Annotated in this window: 17 protein-coding genes and 1 tRNA gene; 9 read left to right on the top strand and 9 right to left on the bottom strand. The window is 72.2% G+C overall.

Translation table 11 applies throughout. The annotated features are described in order from the left end of the window. The 3 genes from ACLD7X_RS13515 to ACLD7X_RS13505 form a co-directional block, all read left to right on the top strand. Positions 1–306, top strand: a 306-nt coding sequence (locus ACLD7X_RS13515; protein ID WP_411424175.1) for a DoxX family membrane protein, incomplete at its 5' end; no start/stop codon positions are given. A gap of 189 nt (positions 307–495) precedes the next feature. After that, positions 496–1,560 (top strand): esterase-like activity of phytase family protein, encoded by a 1,065-nt coding sequence (locus ACLD7X_RS13510; protein ID WP_411424174.1) that lies wholly within the window; start codon positions 496–498, stop codon positions 1,558–1,560. Then, positions 1,557–3,719: a PhoX family protein gene (locus tag ACLD7X_RS13505; RefSeq protein ID WP_411424173.1), complete on the top strand. Its 2,163-nt coding sequence runs from the start codon at positions 1,557–1,559 to the stop codon at positions 3,717–3,719. The genes ACLD7X_RS13510 and ACLD7X_RS13505 overlap by 4 nt, the downstream gene beginning before the upstream one ends. A gap of 91 nt (positions 3,720–3,810) precedes the next feature. Here ACLD7X_RS13505 and ACLD7X_RS13500 read toward each other — a convergent pair. Beyond that, a tRNA-Gly gene (locus ACLD7X_RS13500) sits at positions 3,811–3,881 on the bottom strand. 78 nt (positions 3,882–3,959) lie between these two features. Here ACLD7X_RS13500 and ACLD7X_RS13495 point away from each other — a divergent pair. From ACLD7X_RS13495 to plsY, 5 genes are read left to right on the top strand one after another with little or no spacing between them, the layout of a single operon-like run. Beyond that, complete coding sequence (locus tag ACLD7X_RS13495; RefSeq protein ID WP_411424172.1) at positions 3,960–5,366, top strand: MFS transporter; 1,407 nt, start codon at positions 3,960–3,962, stop codon at positions 5,364–5,366. Next, on the top strand, positions 5,363–6,142 hold the full coding sequence (locus ACLD7X_RS13490) for an MlaE family ABC transporter permease (protein WP_411424171.1): 780 nt from the start codon (positions 5,363–5,365) through the stop codon (positions 6,140–6,142). Before ACLD7X_RS13495 ends, ACLD7X_RS13490 begins: the two co-directional genes overlap by 4 nt. Before the next feature lie 8 nt (positions 6,143–6,150). Continuing rightward, a complete protein-coding gene (locus ACLD7X_RS13485; protein ID WP_411424170.1) occupies positions 6,151–6,561 on the top strand; it encodes a DUF3119 family protein in 411 nt (136 codons plus the stop codon). Next, a complete protein-coding gene (locus ACLD7X_RS13480; protein ID WP_412006818.1) occupies positions 6,554–7,486 on the top strand; it encodes a DUF3086 domain-containing protein in 933 nt (310 codons plus the stop codon). Before ACLD7X_RS13485 ends, ACLD7X_RS13480 begins: the two co-directional genes overlap by 8 nt. Before the next feature lie 50 nt (positions 7,487–7,536). Then, the gene (plsY, locus tag ACLD7X_RS13475) at positions 7,537–8,244 is read left to right on the top strand and encodes a glycerol-3-phosphate 1-O-acyltransferase PlsY (RefSeq protein ID WP_411424168.1); all 708 of its coding nucleotides are present in this window, start codon (positions 7,537–7,539) and stop codon (positions 8,242–8,244) included. Between the two features lie 19 nt (positions 8,245–8,263). Here plsY and proC read toward each other — a convergent pair whose 3' ends face one another. From proC to ACLD7X_RS13440, 7 genes are read right to left on the bottom strand one after another with little or no spacing between them, the layout of a single operon-like run. After that, positions 8,264–9,070 carry a pyrroline-5-carboxylate reductase gene (gene proC / locus ACLD7X_RS13470; protein ID WP_411424167.1) on the bottom strand — a complete coding sequence of 269 codons (807 nt, stop codon included), beginning with the start codon at positions 9,068–9,070 and terminating at the stop codon, positions 8,264–8,266. Positions 9,071–9,095: 25 nt separating this feature from the next. Further along, entirely contained in the window at positions 9,096–9,680 is a 585-nt protein-coding gene (locus ACLD7X_RS13465) for a cell division protein SepF (protein ID WP_411424166.1), read from the bottom strand. After that, positions 9,677–10,411 (bottom strand): YggS family pyridoxal phosphate-dependent enzyme, encoded by a 735-nt coding sequence (locus ACLD7X_RS13460; RefSeq protein WP_411424165.1) that lies wholly within the window; start codon positions 10,409–10,411, stop codon positions 9,677–9,679. The genes ACLD7X_RS13465 and ACLD7X_RS13460 overlap by 4 nt, the downstream gene beginning before the upstream one ends. Further along, positions 10,392–10,658, bottom strand: a complete 267-nt coding sequence (locus ACLD7X_RS13455) for a PipX family protein (protein WP_411424164.1) — start codon at positions 10,656–10,658, stop codon at positions 10,392–10,394. The genes ACLD7X_RS13460 and ACLD7X_RS13455 overlap by 20 nt, the downstream gene beginning before the upstream one ends. 23 nt (positions 10,659–10,681) lie before the next feature. Beyond that, positions 10,682–11,638, bottom strand: a complete 957-nt coding sequence (locus ACLD7X_RS13450; RefSeq protein ID WP_411424163.1) for a CbiQ family ECF transporter T component — start codon at positions 11,636–11,638, stop codon at positions 10,682–10,684. A 55-nt stretch (positions 11,639–11,693) separates the two neighbouring features. Then, positions 11,694–13,058: a ribosome biogenesis GTPase Der gene (gene der / locus ACLD7X_RS13445; protein WP_411424162.1), complete on the bottom strand. Its 1,365-nt coding sequence runs from the start codon at positions 13,056–13,058 to the stop codon at positions 11,694–11,696. Between the two features lie 47 nt (positions 13,059–13,105). Next, a complete protein-coding gene (locus tag ACLD7X_RS13440) occupies positions 13,106–13,576 on the bottom strand; it encodes a DUF1823 family protein (protein WP_411424161.1) in 471 nt (156 codons plus the stop codon). Positions 13,577–13,616: 40 nt separating this feature from the next. Between ACLD7X_RS13440 and dusB the strand changes: the two genes are divergently transcribed. Further along, positions 13,617–14,681, top strand: a complete 1,065-nt coding sequence (gene dusB, locus ACLD7X_RS13435; RefSeq protein WP_411424160.1) for a tRNA dihydrouridine synthase DusB — start codon at positions 13,617–13,619, stop codon at positions 14,679–14,681. Here dusB and ACLD7X_RS13430 read toward each other — a convergent pair. Then, entirely contained in the window at positions 14,630–15,412 is a 783-nt protein-coding gene (locus tag ACLD7X_RS13430) for an SAM-dependent methyltransferase (protein WP_411424159.1), read from the bottom strand. The two genes, dusB and ACLD7X_RS13430, sit on opposite strands and share 52 nt — an antisense overlap. Positions 15,413–15,552 lie beyond the last annotated feature (140 nt).

The raw sequence follows: 15,552 nt of genomic DNA, 5'->3' as shown, positions 1-15,552 counted from the left end.
GCCGGCCTCTCGGAGGTGGTGGGCAGCTGGCTGCTGATCCTGGGCCTGCTCACCCCCCTGGGGGCCCTCGCCATCGCCGGCACGATGGGCGTGGCCGCCTACCACCACATCCTCACCGCCGGGCTGAACATCTACGTGCTCGAGCTGGTGGTGCTCTACCTGGGCGGCAGCCTGGCCCTGCTGCTGCTGGGTCCTGGCCGTGTCTCCTTCGACGGCGCCATCGCGGCGGAGCTGGTGAAGGCCCCGCTGCCCCCCACCCAAGCCGCCTCCCTGCCCACCTCCCTGGCCGCCAGCGGCGGGGCCTGAGTCCGCCGCCGGCTCCCCGGGACCGCCGGCCGAGAAGGAGGAGGGTTTGCCGTACTGACACGGCACCGCGGCGGATTTATCTATGAATCAGAGGCCAGGACCGGGGCAGCGCGATCCCTGCAACAGGCCCAAGGGCGCCCGACACGGGGCGCCCTTCTTGCTTGTTGTCCTCCTTCCGTTCTGTCGTTGTTGGCGACCCCCTTCCTGCCCTGTCCCCTCAGCGCCGGCTGGGAGCTGGTGGCCCAGGCCCAGCTGCCCCGCGCGGATGCCGCCGGTCTGCCCCAGGGCGGCTTCTCCGCCGCCGCCGTGGTGGAGAACGAGCTCTGGCTACTGAGTGATGCGCCACAAGGGCGCCTGCAGCGCTGGCAGGGCCTGGATCAGCTGGGCGTGGTACCCCTGCGGCCCGCCGGCAGCCTGCCCCTGCCCGTGTCGGCGAGCGGAAGGCGGGATCGACCCGCCAGCCTCGATGGCGAAGGGCTGGTGCTTCGGGGCAACCGGGCCTGGGTGGTGAGTGAGGGCCGTCGCCAGCCCGAGCGGCTGGCCAGGCTTCTGGCGTTCGACCGGGCGGATGGCCGGTTGCTCGCCTCCCTGCCGTTGCCGGAGGCCTGGCTGGAAAACGCCGGCCAGGGCCTGCAGGCCAACGGAGGACCCGAATCCCTCACCGTGCTGCCGGCCCTGCCGGGGCGGCGCATGGGGCCAGCGGCCCTGCTGGCGGCCGCGGAGCTGCCGCTGCTGCAGGATCCGCCCGATCGGGTCAGGCTGGCAGCGCTGCCCCTGTCAGGGCCTGGCGCGGACACGCCCGGCCAGCCAGGCGCTCCAGGGTGGCGGTCCCTGCGCCCGCTGCGCCTGCCCGGGGAGGGTTGGGGGCTCACCGAGCTCCTGGCCCTGCCGCAGGGATCTGGGGAGGAGCCGGCGGGCCTGCTGGCCCTCTTCCGCCGCTTCGAGCCGCCGCTGCAGTGGCAGGTGCGGCTGGCGCTCTTCCCCATGCCACGGCCCATGCCACTTCCCACGTCACGGCCCATGCCAGGGGAGGTTTCCGCGGCCGACCCGCCCCTCGAGCCCCTGGCGAGCTGGGATCTGCCCGCCAGGGGCCTGCCGCCGGACAACTGGGAGGCGATGGCCTGGCGGCAGCGGGGCCCTGGCCTGCCACCCCAGCTGCTGCTGGCCAGCGACGACAACTTCAATCCGCTGCAGGCCAACCATCTGGCCCTGCTTCAGCCGCGGCGCTCCCCCACCTGCGCCCACCAGCCATGAACCGCCGCTCCCTGCTCATGCTGCTCGGAATCGGCACGGGCAGCGCAGCCCAGGCGGTGGCCCGGTCCAGGCGCCCAGCCAACGCGGCCCCGCGCCCGAGGGGCAGCTTGAGCCCAGAGCTGCCCTTTCGCCCCGTACCGACGCCCCTGCCCCTGCCCGGCGATGGCCTGGCGGCGGCGGAACAGCGCCGGCACTACGCCCAGGTGAGCCTGGTGGACCGGCTGGTGGTGCCCGAGGGATACCGGGCCGACCTCCTGGCGGTGTGGGGCGATCCCCTCGGCACCGGCACGTTCGGCTACAACAACGATCACCTGGCCTTCCTGGCGCTGGCGCCGGACGAGGCCCTGCTCACGGTCAACTTCGAGTACATCAGCGCGCGGCCCTGGGCCGAGGGCCTGGGCGAGGCCCGCGGCCTGGCCCTGCCCCTGGAGCCGCTGCGGGTCGCCCTGGCCGATCGGGATGGCCGGGTGGACGCCACGGCCCTGAAGGGCCGTGATCCCCTGCTGGCCATGGTGCGGGCGGTGGCCGCCGCGGCCCTGGAGGATCTGGGCATCGGCGTGGCCGGGCTGCGGCGCGGGGCCGAGGGCCGCTGGCAGCGGCAGCCCGGGCGCTTCGATCGCCGCATCACCGGGTTGAGCGGCCTGGAGGATCCCGCCCAGCTGCTGCGGGCCAGCGGACCGGCGGCCGCCGTGTTCCGGGCGCCACAGCGGCTCGGCCACGACGACGGCCTCGGCGATCGGATCATCGGCACCTTCGCCAACTGTGCCGGCGGCACCACCCCTTGGGGCACGGTGCTGAGCGCCGAAGAGAACGTCCAGAACGAGGTGTGCGAGGAGGTGTTCGCCGACGGCTCTTCCCCAGCCCCCTCCCGGCTGCCCTTCCGGTGGGATGGCCGGCGGCTGCGTGGCCTGGGCAATCCCTTCGGCCTGGCGGGCAACAAGTACGGCTGGATCGTGGAGGTGGATCCGCGCCGGCCCCGGCGGCCACCGGTGAAGCACACGGCCCTGGGGCGCTTCCGCCATGAGGCGGTGGCCGTGAAGGCCGAGGCCGGCCAGCCCCTGGTGGTGTACTCCGGCTGCGACCGGCACGGCGGCCACCTCTACCGCTACGTGAGCGCCGGCCGGATCGAGGATCCCGGGGATTCATCCAACTCCGCCCTGTTCACGCAGGGACGCCTGGAGGTGGCCCGCTTCAGCCCCGATGGCCGCGGCCGCTGGATCCCGCTGCTGCCAGGCACCCGCCTGGACCCGCAGCGGCCCAGCCACTACCGGCGCTGGGGACTGAGCCAGCCCACCCTGGTGCCCCACCACGACCGCAGCCGGCCCGGCGCCATCGCGCTGGGCAGCGATGCGGAGGTGGCCGAGTACCGCGAGCGGTTCGCCACCCTGGCGGCCCTCTATCCGGGCGAAGCGGAAGCCCGGCTCGGCGCGATCCTGATCGATGCCCATCTGGCCGCCAACGCCGCAGGCGCCACCGCCACCGCCCGCCCGGAAGACACTGTGATCGACCCCAGCACGGGCGACCTGCTGATCGCCTTCACGGCCGGGGGCGGCGAAGAGAAGGAAGGCCGGGCCGACCCCGCCATCTTCTCCGGACCGGCTGGGGAATCCAGCTGGCCCCACGGATGGGTGATGCGCCTCAGCGACGCCAGTCCTGAAAGCGGCAGCTTCGGCTGGCGGATGGTGGCCGTGGGCGGCGCCCCCTGGGAGGGGGGCCTGGGCTTCGCCAACCCCGACAACCTGGAGGTGGACCGCTCCGGCAACGTGTGGATCGTGACCGACCGCTCCTCCCGGCCGGCGCCCGGCGATCCCTTCGGCAACAACAGCTGCTGGGTGCTGCCCAAGGCCGGGCCAGCCCGCGGCCAGGCCCTCTGCTTCGCCACCGGTCCCATGGAGTGCGAGCTCACCGGCCCGTGTTTCGACGACCCGCAGCACACGCTGTTCCTGGCCGTCCAGCATCCCGGCGAGGTGAACGGCACCCGGGCGGCCAAGGCCGGCGACAGCCAGCGCATCCCACTGGTGGACCGCAGCGGCACCCCCTTCACGCAGGAGCGCCTGGTGCCGCAGGGCTCCAACTGGCCCTCCGGGGTTCCGGGACGGCCGCCACGGCCCGGGATCGTGGCGATCCAGCGGGCCGCTGGGGGCGAACTGCTGAGCTGAGCGGCACGGCGGCGACCATGTGGTCACGCCAAAGGGAGCTCAGGTCACCCAAGGCAAGCCGGTGATCAGGTCAGGTGGAGCGCTCAAGGCAAGCGGGCGGCGGGAATCGAACCCGCATCATCAGCTTGGAAGGCTGAGGTTTTACCACTAAACTACGCCCGCGGCAGTACAGATGTACTCACACACCCTTTCGGGCTCCGTCATTATGGCCTGCGTCCGAAACCCTCTCCCCGAGCCGCCTTGGCGCCCACCGCAAGCGACGCGCCTCCCGCCGGCGCGGCCACCCGTGATGCCGCAGACCTGCGCGGCCAGGCCCGGCAACGGCTGCTCTGGGCCTACGGCCTGGGCGATGTGGGTACGGGGATGGGGGCCTCGCTGATCGGTTTCTACCTGCTGCGGTTCTATGTCGCCGCCGGTCTGCCCCCCTGGCTGGCCGGCCTGGCCTACGGGCTGGGACGGCTCTGGGATGCCATCAACGACCCGATCGTGGGCTGGCTGAGCGACAAGACCAGCAGCCCCTGGGGGCCCCGGATTCCCTGGATCCTCTGGAGCGCCGCACCGCTCGGGGCGGCCATGGCCGCGATGTGGTGGCTGCCCCCCTGGCAGAGCATCTGGACCAAGTTCGCCATCTTCCTGCTGATCTCGGTGGTGGCGAACAGCCTCTACACCTGCGTCAATCTCCCCTACACGGCCCTCGCGGCGGAGCTCAGCACCGACGTCTCGCTCCGCACGCGCCTGAACACCGCCCGCTTCACCGGATCGATCCTCGCCACGGTGACGGCCGCCCTGCTCGCCGGCGTCCTGGTGCGCGACCTCAGTGACGCCGGCAGCTACCTGCCGGTGGGTCTCATGGCCGGGCTGATCATCACCGCCTCCGCACTCCTCTGCGGCTGGGGACTGGTGCCCGCCGCCCGGCACTGCCAGCGGCCCGAACGGTCGACGGGCACCACGCGGCGGCTGCTGCGCCGGGTGCTGCGCAACGGGCGCTTCGGCATGGTGCTCGGCCTCTATCTGCTGCTCTGGTGCTCCCTGCAGCTGATGCAGGCCGTGTCGCTGTTCTTCCTCCCTGTCGTCATGGAGGTGCCCGAAAGCCTCAGCAAGTTGATCCTGCTGCCGTTCCTGGTGAGTTCACTGGGGGGCCTCTGGCTGTGGACCGCGGTGTCCCACCGCAGCGGCCGCCTGGCCGCCCTGCGCTATGGCGGCGGTCTCTGGATCGCCTCCTGCCTGGTCGTGATGCTGCTCCAGCCCCTGGACAACACGCTCGGGGCCTTCGCCTGGCCGGGGAATGCCATCCGGTTGCTGCTGCTGCTCGGCACCATCGTGATCGCCGGCATCGGCGCCTCCACGGCCTATCTGATTCCCTGGTCGCTCCTGCCCGATGCCATCGATGCCGATCCGGAAAAACCCGCTGGCCAGTACAGCGCCTGGATGGTGCTGGCCCAGAAGGTCTGCATCAGTCTGGTCATCACCCTGCTCGGCGTCCTGCTCACCGCAAGCGGCTACAGCGAAGCCCTGCCCAACGCGGCCCAGCCCGCCAGTGCGCTGGTGACGATCCGGCTGTGCATGGGGTTGATCCCGGCCCTGCTGGTCGTGCTCGGGCTGGTGGTGATGCGACGCTGGCCCATCCGCAGGGTGCAGCAGCCATGAGCGTCCTCTCGAGGCTGAACCGACTGCCCCTGAAAACCCCCCGCTGCATCCGGCGGCTCGGTGCCAGCTGCATGATCGGTGGCCAGGCCGTGAGCGCCATCGTCCGGGGGCGGATCGGCCTGAACGACCTCATGCAGGAGCTGCTGGAAGCGGGCCCCGCCAGCTTTCTGATCGTGCTGATCACGGCCCTCGCCGCCGGCACCGTGTTCAACATCCAGGTGGTGGAGGAGCTCTCCAAGCAGGGCGCCAACGCCGCCGTCGGGGGGCTGCTGGCCCTGGGCCTGGCCCGCGAGATCGCCCCCCTGCTCACGGCCACGCTGCTCACCGGCAAGGTGGCCACCGCCTATGCAGCCCAGCTGGGCACCATGAAGGTGACCGAACAGATCGACGCCATCACCATGCTGCGCACCGATCCGGTGGAGTACCTGGTGGTGCCCCGGGTGCTGGCCATGGTGGTGATGGCACCGGTTCAGTGCCTGCTGTTCTTCGCGGTGGGGATCTGGTCGGGCCAGGTGAGCAGCACCTGGCTGTACAACATCCCCCCCAGCGTGTTCTGGACCTCGGTGCGGACCTGGATGGACCCCGAGGACGTGCCCTTCATGCTGATCAAGGCGCTGGTGTTCGGTCTGCAGATCGCCGTGCTGGCCTGCGGCTGGGGCCTCACCACCCGCGGCGGCCCGAAGGAGGTGGGCACCAGCACCACCGGCGCCGTGGTGATGATCCTGGTGACGGTGGCCCTGATGGACGCCCTCCTGACCAAAGTGCTGTTCGGTTGATGGACCCGATGACACCCCCCTCCGATGCTGCGGGCGTGCGCCTCACGCCCCACTACGGCGTGGCGCTGGGCACCCTGGTGCTGGCTCTGGCCTGCCTGGGCCTGCTCCCCGTCTGGGGAGGTGCCCCCTGGCTGGCCCTGGGCCTGGGCCTGATCGGCCTGTTCCTGGCCCTCCAGACCGCGCTGCTGCGGCTGGAGTTCACGGCCGACGGGCTGGTGGTGTGGCGACAGGCCACGGAGCTGCGCCGCTTCCCCTACAGCGCCTGGCTGGGATGGAAACTGTTCTGGCCTGGCCTGCCGGTGCTCTTCTATTTCCGTGAACAGCGCAGCATCCACCTGCTGCCGGTGCTGTTCGATGCCACCACCCTCCGTCACCAGCTGGACCAGCACCTGCGTCACCTCACCGCGCCCGATGCCTGACGAGCCGACCGCCGAGCCCACCCCCACACCGGCCCCCGTGGTTGCCGCTGAGGCGACCGAGCCCATGCCGGCCTGGCAGGAACTGGCCCTGCAGGAGCTGGGCCAGCGCCGCGACGCGCTGACCCAGGAGATCCGTGAACTCGAGGCCCGCCGCGAGCAGATCAGCCGCGAGATCAGCAGCAGTTTCTCGGGCCAGGCCGACGCCGTGGCCCGGCGACTGAAGGGGTTTCAGGATTACCTGGTGGGGGCGCTGCAGGATCTCGCCGTGGCGGCCGAGCAGGTGGAGCTGGTGCCCCAGCAGGTGCTGGTGCAACCCTCCGTGCTCGACACCGCCCGCGCTGCCGAAGCGGAGTCCGTGCCGCCGCCGGTGGTGCCGGCAGCGGGGCAGTTCGGTGCGGATGCGTCCCTGATCCGCGAGCAGCTGACGGCGTTCCAGGGCCAGCCCGATTTCTACGCCGACCCCTGGAAACTGCGCCGCACGCTGGAACCAGAGGGAGCGCTCAGTCTGGAGAACTGGTTCCTCGACCAGGGCGGACGGGGCGCCCAGCCCAGCAGCGGCAGCCGCAGCCGCAACGCCCTGATGACCGCCGGGGCCATCGCCATCCTCGGGGAGCTCTATGGCGACCGCTTCCAGACGCTGGTGCTGGCCGGCCAGCCGGAACGGCTGGGGGAATGGCGCCGCGGCCTGCAGGACTGCCTCGGCCTTGACCGCGAGGACTTCGGCCCCACCAGCGGCATCGTGCTGTTTGAACGCCCCGACGCGCTGATCGAGCGGGCCGACCGCCTGGAGGAGCGTGGCGAGCTGCCCTTCATCGTGATAGATGCCGCCGAGCAGGTGGTGGACATCCCGATCCTGCAGTTCCCGCTCTGGCTCGCCTTCGCCCCGGGGCCTGGCGAGCTGGTCACCGACGACGAGCTCTACTGACGCGCTCGACTGACGCCCCCGCCGGCGTCCCCCTCCGCCACCCCGCCACCATGCCCGATCCGCTCACCCTGCCGCTGCTGCTCGCGGGTTACCTGCTCGGTTCCATTCCCAGCGGTTACCTGGCCGGCCGCTGGCTGAAGGGCCTGGACATCCGCCGCGAGGGCTCGGGCTCCACCGGCGCCACCAACGTGCTGCGGGTGGTGGGGAAGGGAGCGGCCCTGGTCGTCTTCCTGGTCGACGTGCTGAAGGGCACCGCCGCCGTGGTGCTGGCCAAGCTGCTGCTGGAACCCCTGGGCGCCCCCCTGGGCCCCGACGGCTGGATGATCGACAGCGTGGTGGTGGCGACGGGCCTGGCGGCCCTGGCGGGCCACATCTGGCCGGTGTGGCTGGGCTGGCGGGGTGGCAAGGCGGTGGCCACGGCGCTGGGGATGCTGCTCGGTCTGACCTGGCCCGTGGGTCTGGCCTGCTTCGGCATCTTCCTGGCGGTGCTGAGCCTCAGCCGGATCGTCTCGTTCTCCAGCGTGGTGGCGGCCGTGGCCCTGCCCCTGCTGATGCTGGGGTGGTTCCAGCAGCAGGCGATGGGGCTGCGCTGGCCCTACCTGGTGCTGGCGCTGCTCACCAGCCTCCTGGTGATCTGGCGCCATCGCAGCAACCTCGGCCGCCTGCTGGCCGGCACCGAACCACGCCTGGGGGAGAAGCGTCAGGATCGCCCGGCCGGCGAGGAGGGAACCGGCCTCGATGGGACCAGCCCTCGCTAGGGGGCTCAGGGGGGCTTGCTCAGGCCAGTTCGCGGCTGCGCTCGGCAGCGGCCACGACCGCCTCGATCAGGGCCGAACGCACCCCGGCACGCTCCAGCTGGCGCAGGCCGGCCATCGTGGTGCCGGCCGGCGAGCTCACCATGTCCTTGAGCTGGCCCGGATGCAGCGCCTTCGCCTCGAGCAGGGCCGCCGTGCCGGCCAGGGTGCGATGGGTCAGGTGATGGGCCAGCTGGCGGGGCAGACCCGCCGCCACGGCGCCATCGGCCAGCGCTTCCGCCAGCAGGGCCACGAAACCCGGACCGGAGGAGGTGAGCGCCAGGAAGGCGTCCAGCTGGGTTTCCGGCAGTTCATGGACCTCCCCCACCTGGTCGAACAGGCGCCGCACCCAGGCGCCCTCCTCGGTCCTGACGTCCGGCGCCAGGGCCAGGCCGGTCAGGCCACAGCGCACTAAAGAGGGGGTGTTCGGCACCGCCCGGACGCAGCGCCAGCCAGGGAAGAGCCCCTGCAGCCGCTCGAGGGTCACCCCCGCCAGCACGGAGATCAACAGACCGGAGCCTCCGGCCGGGGCGGCCGCGGCGGCGGCCTCGAGCTGCTGGGGCTTGACGGCCAGCAGCACCACCGGGGCCGCCCAGGCCGTCGCCGGATCCGTGCCCACCTGCAGCCCATGGGCCTGGGCGAGCCGCTCGGCCGAGGCCCGGCTTGCCACCACGGCCGACACCCCCGCCGACGGCACCAGCCCAGCCTCGATCAGGGGCAGCAGCAGGGCCAGGGCCATGCGGCCGAGGCCGACCACCCCCAGCCGCGACCCTGAAGCGGAACCGGTCACAGCGGCACCAGCTCCTCAGCGCCGCTCAGATCGCGGTCTCCTGGCGGCCCCAGGCAGGGCTGGGGGCCGCTTCCTGCTCATGGGGCAGGTCCCGGGCCACGGTGGTGGGGGAGGAGACCTCGTCACTGGAGGCGGTGGTGACCGTCACACAGCTCGGAGCGAACAGGAAGATGCTCTCCCCGACGCGCTCCTGGTGGCCGTCGATGGCGAAGGTCCCCCCGGCCACGAAATCCACGGCGCGCTGGGCCTGATCCGGCTCCATCATCGTGAGGTTGAGGATCACGGTCTTGCGCTCCCGCAGGGCCTGGATCGCCCGGGGCATCTCATCGAAGCTGCGGGGCTCCATCAGCGTCACCTCCGCCGCCGAGGGGGTGAGCCCGGGCATGCCGATCACATTGGTGCCGGCGAAGGGATCGTCGATGGCGAAATCCGAGGTCAGCGCCAGGGCACTCGAGGCACTGGGCCTGTGGGGCGTGGCGCTCTCGGGGAGATCGCCACCGTCGTAGTCGAGGTCCTCGTCGTAGTCGCCATCGAGGTAGTCATCGCCGGAGACGACGGCACGAAGGCGGGAGAACAACGACACGGAGCGAACCTCGGAGGATGCTTTCATCCTGAATAGCGTCCCACGTCAGGGATCGCAAGATTCTGGGACGGCCGGTCACCAAACAGGGCACTGCCGATCCGCACCCAGGTGCTGCCGGCGGCCACGGCCTCGGGCCAGTCACCGCTCATCCCCATCGACCGCTCGGGCAACCCCAGCTCGGCGGCCAGGGCGTCACAGTCGGCGAACAGCGCCCTGCGCGCGTCCGGCTCCAGCCCCAGGGGCGCCATGGTCATCAGCCCCACCAGCCGCAGAGGCGCCAGGCCGGAGAGCCTCTCCCAGCAGGCCCGCAGCGCCTCCGGCTCCAGCCCGGTCTTGGTCGGATCCGGCCGCAGCTTCACCTGCATCAGCACCGCCGGGCTCAGGCCCTCCTCGGCGGCGATCCGGGCCAGCCGCTCGGCCAGGGCCAGGCTGTCCACCGAGTGGATGGTGTCGAAGCGCCGCAGCACCCCCCGGGCCTTGTTCGCCTGCAGCCGGCCGATGAAGTGCCAGTCGAGGGGAGCCAGGTCGGCCAGGTCGTCCTGCTTGGCTGCCGCCTCCTGCAGCCGACTCTCCCCGAAACTGCGCTGACCCGCCGCCACCGCGGCCCGCAGGGCGGCTGTGGGCTGGCCCTTGCTCACCGCCAGCAGCCTGCAGGTTGAAGGCAGCTGGCTGCGGATCGCCGCCAGCCGGGTGGCGATGGTGGGGGCCGCCGTGCCGGGATCAGCCGCCGCGCTGGGATCAGATGAAGGTCTGGTCAAACAGCTGTCGCCATTGGGCATGGGCCTCCGGCCCGTCCCGCCGCACGCGGGCCAGATTCTGCTCGGCGTAGTGGCGGGCATCCATCAGCGGGACCACCTCGAAGCTGGCTCCCCGGGGCTGCAGGGTCACCACGAAGAAGATGCGCTGGGCATACAGCGTGGCGTAGAGGTCCCGACCGTCGGCCACAGGAGCGACCCGGTAGAGCATCCCGAAGGTGGGATGGTTGAGGTAGCGCTCGCTGGTCACTCAGCCCTGGGATCTGCGCAGTATTAAAGGGCACCGACTTTCCAACGGAGACCCAACACGATCACCAACCCCACACCCGCCACCCCATTGCTGAGCCAGCGGGGGGGGGGCAGTCGGTGCAACTGGTCGGGTGGAAGCCAGGTCCCGCCGCGCGCCAGCAGCGCCTCGGCCCCCTGCTCCGCCCGCAGCAGCAGATTGGCCAGCAGCCGCTCCCCCAGCACCAGCACAAGCCCCAGCGAAGCCCGCCAGCCCAGGCTGCGCAGGTTCACCGCCCGGGTGGCGACCGCCCGCAGCAGATTCTGCAGCTCCTCCTGAACCAGCGGCAGGAACCGCAACGCGAGCAGCAGGGTGAAGCCGAGCCGCTCCACCGGCCAGCCCAGCCGGGCCAGGGGAGCCAGCAGCCAGCTCAGCGACCACACCAGCTCCTCCGGTGGGGTGCTCAGCAGCAGCAGGTTGGCGCTGTGCACCAGGGTGAACAGCAGGGTGGCGCCGTTGAGGCCGAGTTCGGCGGAGCGGCGGCTGATCACCATCGGGCCGAGCGCGACGGGGCCCAGCTGCAGCGGCCCCCAGGCGACGACCCGCCAGGCCAGGCCGGCCCGTTCGGCGGGAGGGTCCAGGGGGGAGCCCCCCTGCAGCCGCACCTCGGCGGGGGGGCGCTGCAGCGGAGCCCTGGGCCCATCGCCCGCCGGCAGGAAGGCCGCCAGCCCCCCCACCAGCAGGGCCAGGGCGAGCAGCACCGGAAGGCTGCGGCGCCACAGCCGCCAGGGCAGACCGCTGACGGCGGTGATCCCCAGCAGCAGACCCACCAGCGACAGCCGCCAGATCGGCCCGGCCAGAATCGGGGTCACCAGGAAGACCACGGTCCAGGCGAGCTTGAGCCGCGGATCCAGCCCCCGCAGCCAGCTGCTCCGCCCGCCGGCCGCCCCCTCGGGGTCAGCGGCCACGAACTGGCCGATCGGCATCTGGCGCAGCACATCCACGTCAGCGGCCTCCGGGGTACGTGCCGGTGCAGAGCCGCGGCATCAGGCCCTCGCCTCAGCGGCTGCGATTCTGCTGGCGGGTGAGGTCCCGCTCGGCATCGCGCTGCTGCTTGCCACGCCAGAAGAGCTTGATCGGCGTGCCCTCGAACCCAAGACCCTCGCGGATCTGGCGCTCCACGTAGCGCCGGTAGGTGTCGCCGAAGAGCTTGGGATCATTCACGAACAGGGTGAAACTGGGGGGACGCACCGCCACCTGGGTGCCGTAGTACAGGCGGCCCTGGCGGCCGCCTCGGCTGGTGGGCGGGGTGCGCCAGCTGAGGGCCTCGGTGAGCACCTCGTTCACCACCGAGGTGGTGACCCGGCGGCGGTGCTGCTCCACCGCCAGCAGGGCGAGCGGGAAGATCGCCTGCACGCGCTGACCGCTCAGGGCCGAGGTGAACAGCATCGGGGCCCAGTCGAGGAAGTAGAGCTTGGCGCGCAGCTCCCGCTCCATGGCCGGCATGGTGTGGCTGTCCTTCTCGATGGCATCCCATTTGTTCACCACCACCACACAGGCGCGCCCGTCCTCCTCGATGCGGCCGGCCAGCCGCTGATCCTGCTCCGTGACGCCGTCGAGGGCATCGATCACCAGCACGCACACGTCGCTGCGCTCGATCGCCTTGAAGCTGCGGTTGATGCCGAAGTATTCCGGGCCGTAGTTCACCGAGCGGCGGCGGCGGATGCCGGCGGTGTCGAGGATCTTCCAGGTCTGGCCCTCGCGCTCGATCGTGGTGTCGATCGTGTCGCGGGTGGTGCCGCGGATCGGGCTCACGATCGCCCGATTCTCGCCGCAGATGGCGTTGAGCAGGCTCGACTTGCCCACGTTGGGGCGGCCGATGATCGCCAGCTGGATCGGCTCCTCCCCCTCCTCCTCCTGGCTGGGCGGCAGATGGCTGATCACCTCATCGAGCAGATCGCCGGTGCCGGCGCCGTGGATGGCCGAGATCGGATGGGGCTCCCCCAGCCCCAGCCCCCAGAACTCCGCCGCCATGGCCAGCCCCGCCTCGGGGGACTCGCACTTGTTCACCGCCAGCAGCACCGGCACGTTCTGGCCGCGCAGCCAGGTGGCGATCGCCTCGTCGGCGGCGGTGCAGCCCTGCTGGCCGTCCACGATCACCAGGGCCACCGAGGCCTCGGCCAGGGCGAGGTTGGCCTGCTCGCGGATCTCCGGCAGGAATTCACTGTCGTCGTCGAACACCAGGCCGCCGGTGTCCACCACCCGGAAGGTGCGATCGCCCCAGAAGCCCTCCTGGTAGGTGCGGTCGCGGGTCACGCCGGGCTCGTCGTGCACGATCGCCTCGCGGCTGCGGCACAGACGATTGACCAGGGTGGATTTGCCCACGTTGGGGCGGCCGATGATGGCGACGACCGGTAAGGCCAAACGTCTTATCGCAACGACTGTCGTGTCCTGACCCTACAGAGAGGCCTTCAGGCGATCGGCCGGTCACCGGGGTGACCGGCGACCGGATCGGCGGGTGCGGCCAGCAGCGGCGGCAGGGGGCCCGTGGCCGGCAACGGTTCGCCCCGCCGGGCCAGGTCGGCCAGCAACCAGTTCACGGCAGTGGCACGGCGGGTGCGGCGTGGGTAGAGCTCGCCGATGCGGTAGCCGCCGAAGCCGAGCTGCTCCTTCAGCAGCTGCTTGTGCTCGCGGGCGATCGAGCGGGTGAGCCGCACGCTGGCCGGGCGTTCGGCGATGACCTGCGGTTCGGTCGGGAAGGACTCCCGCCAGGCGGCATCCGTGGCCGGGCCGGCGCTCCAGGTGCCGGCGCCGTCCGGCCCATAGCCCAGGCGCGGCCAGATCAGCTCACACACGAAACGGTCGCTGACGCGATCGGCCAGCACCGCCTCCAGCAGGGCACGGCTGAGGGGCCAGGGTGCGGGGGCGGGGGCGGCTTCCATCGGGTGGGGCGGGCCTGGAGTCCACGACGAGAATGGATCCATGCTGACCCCCTGCATCGAGCTGTCCGGCAACGGCACACCGCGTTCACTGCGGTGCCGCGTGCTCCAGTCGCCGCTGGCGGGGGTGAGCGACCGCATCTTCCGGGGCCTGGTGCGGCGCTGGGCCCCCGATGCCCTGCTGTTCACCGAGATGGTGAACGCCACCAGCCTGGAGCTGGGCCACGGCCTGCAGAAGGTGGAGGAGCTGGGCAGCGAGAGCGGGCCGATCGGCGTGCAGCTGTTCGACCACCGCCCCGCCGCCATGGCCGACGCCGCCCGCCGCGCCGAGGCCGCCGGCGCCTTCCTGATCGACATCAACATGGGCTGCCCGGTGAAGAAGATCGCCCGCAAGGGCGGCGGCAGCGGCCTGATCCGCGACCCCGATCTGGCCGGCCGCATCGTGGAGGCGGTGGCGGCGGCCGTGAGCCTTCCGGTCACGGTGAAGACCCGCCTGGGCTGGTGCGGCGGTCAGGGCGGCGGACAGGGCGGCGGGGAGGGCAACCGGGATCTTCAGGCCACCGCCGTGGCCTGGTGCCGCCGGCTGGAGGCCGCCGGCGCCCAGCTGCTCACCCTGCACGGCCGCACCCGCGAGCAGGGGTTCCGGGGCCGGGCCGACTGGGACACCATCGCCGCCGTGAAGCGGGCCCTGACGATCCCGGTGATCGCCAACGGCGATGTGAACGGCCCCGACGACGCCCTGCGCTGCCTGGCCCACACCGGCGCCGATGGGGTGATGGTGGGCCGCGGCACCATGGGCGCCCCCTGGCTGGTGGGTCAGATCGACGCGGCCCTGGGCGGGCGCCCCGTGCCCCCCTCCCCCGGAGCGACCGAGCGGATCGCCCTGGCCGCGGAGCAGCTCCAGGCCCTGGTGGCGGCCAAGGGCGACCACGGCCTGCTGATCGCCCGCAAGCACATGGGCTGGACATGCCAGGGCTTCCCCGGCGCGTCCCAGCTGCGCCATGCCCTGATGCGGGCCCCGACGCCGGGGGAGGCGCTCGCGCTGCTGGAGCGGGCCTACGGCAACACCGACGGCCGGCCCTGGCGGATCAGCAGCAGCGAGAAGTAGGTCTGCTCGCCGGCCGGCACCGCCGCAGCCGGGGCCACCAGCTGATCGGGCCAGCCCACCCGCCGGGCGAACAGGGCCGCCTCGAGCAGCCCCCGCGCCGCCAGCAGCTCCCGCACCCAGCTCCAGCGATGTCCCAGCTTGAGCAGCGCGAGCACCGAACCCTCGGCGGCGGCGCAGGCGAGCAGGGCCTCCAGGCCGGCCGGAGCCTCGGGCGTGGGGCGGATCCAGAGGCCCTCGCTCTGCAGCGCCAGCGGCCAGGGCATCCCGGCCCCGGAGGCCGCCGCCGCCGCCGCGCAGACGGCCGCCACACCGGGCACCAGCCGCACCGGACAGGCCGGGTGGCGCTGGCGCAGGGCCAGCAGCACGTAGGAACTGCTGGCGAACAGCGACACATCCCCCTCGCAGAGCAGCACCACCGCCTGACCAGCGGCCACCTCAGCGGCCAGGGCCTCCGCGGCGGCCTGCCAGGCGGCAAGCCGCGGCTCTGCCTCCGCCACCATCGGGAACACCAGCGGCAGACGCCGCTGGTGGGGGGCGATCCAGGGGGCGGCGATCGCGGCCGCCATCCCCGTGGCTCCTTCCCGGGCCACCGGATAGGCCACCACCGCGGCAGCTTCGATCGCCCGCACGGCCGCCACCGTGAGCAGTTCGGGATCCCCGGGGCCGACGCCCACCAGGACGAGACCCGGCGCTGGGTTTTCTAGGCTGCTCTCCTGCGGCGCGGAGGCCATGACGCTGTTAGCCATCTACCGGCACCCTGCCACCCCGGCGGCTGAACCCCAGCCTGTCCTGCGCAGCCACGACGGGCCCACGATCGGTGCGGAGCTGGGCCGGCGGGGCATCCGCTTCGAGCGCTGGCCGGCCAGGGCGA

The sequence above is a fragment of the Aphanothece microscopica RSMan92 genome (assembly GCF_046613545.2).
GTDB lineage: Bacteria > Cyanobacteriota > Cyanobacteriia > PCC-6307 > Cyanobiaceae > NIES-981.
This window is presented reverse-complemented; position numbering and strand designations above follow the sequence as displayed.